The following is a 4385-nucleotide window of genomic DNA, read 5'->3' on the forward strand; positions in this document are numbered from 1 at the left end:
ATTAACTCCAGGCGTTTTTGACGCAACTGTTGGACTGTCCAAGGAGATTGGGTGAGAAAGTGATGCAAGTTTTGATGATTATCTAATCCAACAGCTTTAGCTATGGCAGGCAGTGATTTACGTTTAACTGACATCTTGCACCAAGTTTGAGGAAGGAACAAAAGGCACAGACCTACGTTTTGCACCAAGTTTGAGGAAGGAACAAAAGGCACAGACCTACGTTTTGCACCAAGTCACAGTCATATCCAGTCCATAGCATTTGGCTGAAAGTTGTAAGTGTTAAATTTCTGCAAGCACAGGTCATAATGCCATCGGTGGAAGCAAGGGTTCAAGAGCCGACGTGCCGCTTCACCCTGAATCTTCACTAAACTTTTATAGGTAATAAGTAATTGCACCATTGGTTTTTTTAGGAGGATAAGCCATCCTGGGATTAAGGATATTCATAATTAATTCATGAAAACCACTTAACGAAATGGCTCCTAAAAATGCTACACAGATTTTGCAGCAAGCCTTAGCTCAAGAAAGCTTGCTCAATCCCATAGTCAACCGAATTCGACAATCTTTGGAGCTACAAGAGCTTTTGACGACGGCGGTACTAGAAATCCGTTCATTTTTAGGTATAGATAGAGTCAAAATTTATCGGTTTGATTCCGATGCCAGTGGAGAGGTCATTGCCGAGTCTATTGATGGAAATAATTTACCTTCTCTGTTAGGACTCCATTTTCCGGCGGGCGACATTCCTGCCCATGCCCGCGAGATGTTTGTCAAAGCCCGTCAACGGGTAATCATGGATGTTGGCTCTCAGCGCAAGACAATCAACCAGTTAGACTGTCCAGAGACAGGAGAAAGCCTAGGGACAGAAGATATTCGCTATTACAAAGCGGATCCCTGCCATCTCGAATATCTCTCTAACATGGGTGTAAGTTCTTCTTTGACAATTCCGATTGTAGAGCAAAATCAGCTCTGGGGGTTGTTGGCTTGTCATCATGCTGAATCACACCTCATTTCAGAACAAGAGTTGAAAATTGTGCAGATGCTAGTAGATCAAGTGTCGATTGCAATCGCCCAATCAAATCTGCTCTTGCAAGCTCGACAACAAGCTCGCTATGAAGCCACAATCAATCAAATTAGCAGTTTACTCCATTCTCCGCTCAACGTCGCGGAAATTCAGCAGACCGTGCTTGAGGAAACCATTAAAGCCCTAAATGGTTCTGGGGGCAGGCTATATCTCAAAGCGAATGCAATTGGTCAGCCTACCCAAATGTATATCTGTGGAGAGCAGCCAACTCTGGCCCAGATTGAAGAAAGTCCCATCTGGCAACAAGTGATTAGTTCCTTCCAGGACGGCTTTCCAGAATGCAGTGACGGTCATGAACAACAGTACCCTGGGCAGCCTGAGGCAAGAAAGCCACTTCGAGCTATAACTAATAACAATGAGAGTGCCTCTGACAAAAACAGTGTGCGGCATCCATACACCATTAACGATCTCTATCAAGAGCCAACTCTTGTTCCTTTAGTCCCTAGTTTCCAGTCACCCCTAATTCGGTCAATTCTGATTGTGCCGCTACAGTATCGTCAACAGGACATAGGCTACCTGAGCATCTTTCGGAATGAAATTGACACTGAAACCTTGTGGGCAGGCCGTTGGGATAATGATAACCGCAACCTGTACCCTCGGACATCTTTTGCAGCCTGGCGGGAAATCAAAAAAGGACAAGCTCAAACATGGACTCCGCAGGAAATTAAGCTGGCTCAATCCTTGGGTACTCACCTCCATATGGCTGTGATGCAAAGGCGTGTGGAAGAAATGATTCGACATCAAGCTTCTCACGACCTGCTAACGGGGTTGCCCAACCGCATACTATTTAACGATCGCATATTCCTAGCTTTAGCCAATGCCTATCGACGCGGAGAAATGTTGGCTGTAGTGTTTCTAGACCTGGATCGGTTTAAGAAGATCAACGATACGCTAGGTCATGCTATTGGAGATCAGTTGTTGCGAGAGGCAGCATCACGGTTGACAGGCTGCCTGCGGGAAATAGACACCTTGGCTCGCTGGGGGGGCGATGAGTTTACCCTGCTGCTACCTCAAATTAGCTGTGCCGAAGATGCCGCCAAGGTGGCTCAGAGGATTCTAGATGCCTTTGGTGTTCCTTTTTGTTTTGCGGAGCAGGAACTCTATATCACAACCAGTATTGGGATTGCTCTAAGTCCTGATGACGGAGAAGATGCGGAAACTTTGCTGAAGCATGCTGACACTGCCATGTATGGTGCCAAGCAACAGGGCAAAAACAATTACCAGTTTTATACACCGACCATGAATCCCGAAGCGCTTGAGCAACTGGTGTTAGAAAATAATCTCCATAAAGCGCTTGAGCGGGAAGAACTTTTGTTGCACTACCAACCGCAAGTGGACTTAGACACTGGTCAAATTGTGGGTATGGAGGCTCTAGTCCGTTGGCAGCATCCCGATTTAGGATTGATCCCGCCTAATCAATTTATTCCTCTAGCAGAGGATACTGGCTTGATTGTCCCCATTGGGGAATGGGTTCTGCGAAGTGCTTGTGTCCAAAATCGAGCCTGGCAGTTGGCTGGATTGCCACCGCTACGCATCGCTGTCAATCTTTCAGCTCGTCAGTTCCAACAACAAAATTTAATCAAGACCATTACTCAAGTTTTGAAAGAAACAGGGCTTGAACCTGAGTACCTGGAACTAGAAATCACCGAGAGTCTTGTCATGCAGGATGTAGACTTTACCGTTTCAGTCCTGCGGGAACTACAGGTCATGGGAATCCACATCTCCATGGACGATTTTGGTACTGGCTATTCTTCACTCAGTTCTCTAATGTGCTTCCCATTGCACACCTTAAAAATTGATCAATCTTTTATTCGTAACTTAACAACAAATCCAAGTAACGCGGCAATTATCACATCAGTTGTTACTCTGGGACACGGGCTGAATTTAAAGGTAATTGCTGAGGGAGTAGAAACATTAGAGCAATTGGCATTTTTGCGCTCAGCTAAATGTGATTTTATGCAGGGCTATCTCTTTAGCCAACCCTTAAGTGCTGAAGTCGCCACACAATTCATCATCAAGCAAGTGCCTTTGACACGATTAGCTGCAAATATCAGTATTGTTTTAGGCAAGAATGACAAACTACCCGTGCTTCTTCAGCAATGCACTGAAAATCTTGTCCAAGACTTTGATATCGTAAACGCCCGGATCTGGATGCTCAACGAAGTGGAAAACGTTCTAGAGTTAAAAGCTAGTTCTGGAATGCCCACTCATCTTGACGCTCTCTATCACCGTATTCCTGTAGGCAAGTCTCAGATTGGTCAAATTGCCCAAAGTTGTCCGCAACTCCCGACTCATGAAGTTCTGGATGACTCTGGCAACATTGATCAGGAATGGGCTAAAGAAGGGGTCGTTGCTATGTCAAGCTACCCGCTAATTGTAGGAAGATCGACAGTGGGGGTAATGACAATATTTGCCCGCAAACCTCTTGAAAAAAGTGTTCTTGCTCAGTTAACACCTATAGCCGATAGGATTGCCCAGTGCATCCAGTACAAGCAGACCGAGAAGTTACTGCGGCAGCAAATTGAGGGAGAACAATTGGTGGTAGAGATTACGCAGCGGATTAGCCAGTCTGTAAACTTGGAGGAAATTCTTAAAATTATTGTCACAGAAGTGCGGCAACTTCTTCAGTCCGACCGTGTCTTAATCTATCGCCTTTGGCCAGATGGTACTGGAAGCGGGGTTGAAGAATCAGTAAGTTCTAGTTACCCAGCCGTTCTGGGACGGATATTCCCGGAAGAAGTTTTTCCCCAAAATTGCCGACAGTTGTTTTGCCAAGGACAGGTGCGGGTTATTTCCGATGTGGAGAATAGTGAGGTGTCACCTTGTATGGTGGAATTTCTGCAACAGTTTGCGGTGAAGTCAAAATTGGTCGTTCCCATTCTTCAGAAGCAAGAACTGTGGGGACTACTGATTGTCCATCAGTGTAGTGGAGCGCGGTACTGGCAACCGCTTGAGATCAGCTTACTTAATCAATTGGCTACCCATGCGGCGATCGCCATTCAGCAATCAGAATATCAGCAGTTGCAGCAAGTAACTACTTTAGATCGGTTAGCCCAGTTAGCAGATCTGCAACGTAGTAAGAATATTTTGATCAAGAGTGGCAGCGGACGGCAGAAGAAGAAGCACCTCTATCACTGATCGGGGTGTAATGTTGATTATTCGGTAATATACTAGGGGTCGAGCCGAGATAAGTGTAAGTGCGATTCGTTCTGGAGAAACCCAGTTTATGGGGGGATTCCAGGCTTTAGTAGAGTAACCTTTATTAGGCTAAGTTCGCACTTTAAATCCTCTACTGATGACAACTTGA

At 45.5% G+C, this 4385-nt stretch carries 1 protein-coding gene; it reads left to right on the forward strand.

Going from position 1 to position 4385, the window contains the following annotated elements; genetic code table 11:
- Nucleotides 1–472: 472 nt before the first annotated feature.
- Entirely contained in the window at nt 473–4216 is a 3744-nt protein-coding gene (locus AC2VE5_RS24300) for an EAL domain-containing protein (protein WP_486890196.1), read from the forward strand.
- The last annotated feature ends 169 nt before the right edge of the window (nt 4217–4385 follow it).

The organism is Aliterella sp. E5.1 (assembly GCF_057473825.1).

Coding starts and splice junctions, on each gene's coding strand:
- AC2VE5_RS24300 (WP_486890196.1), top strand. CDS start 473: ATGGCTCCTAAAAATGCTACACAGATTTTGCAGCAAGCCTTAGCTCAA.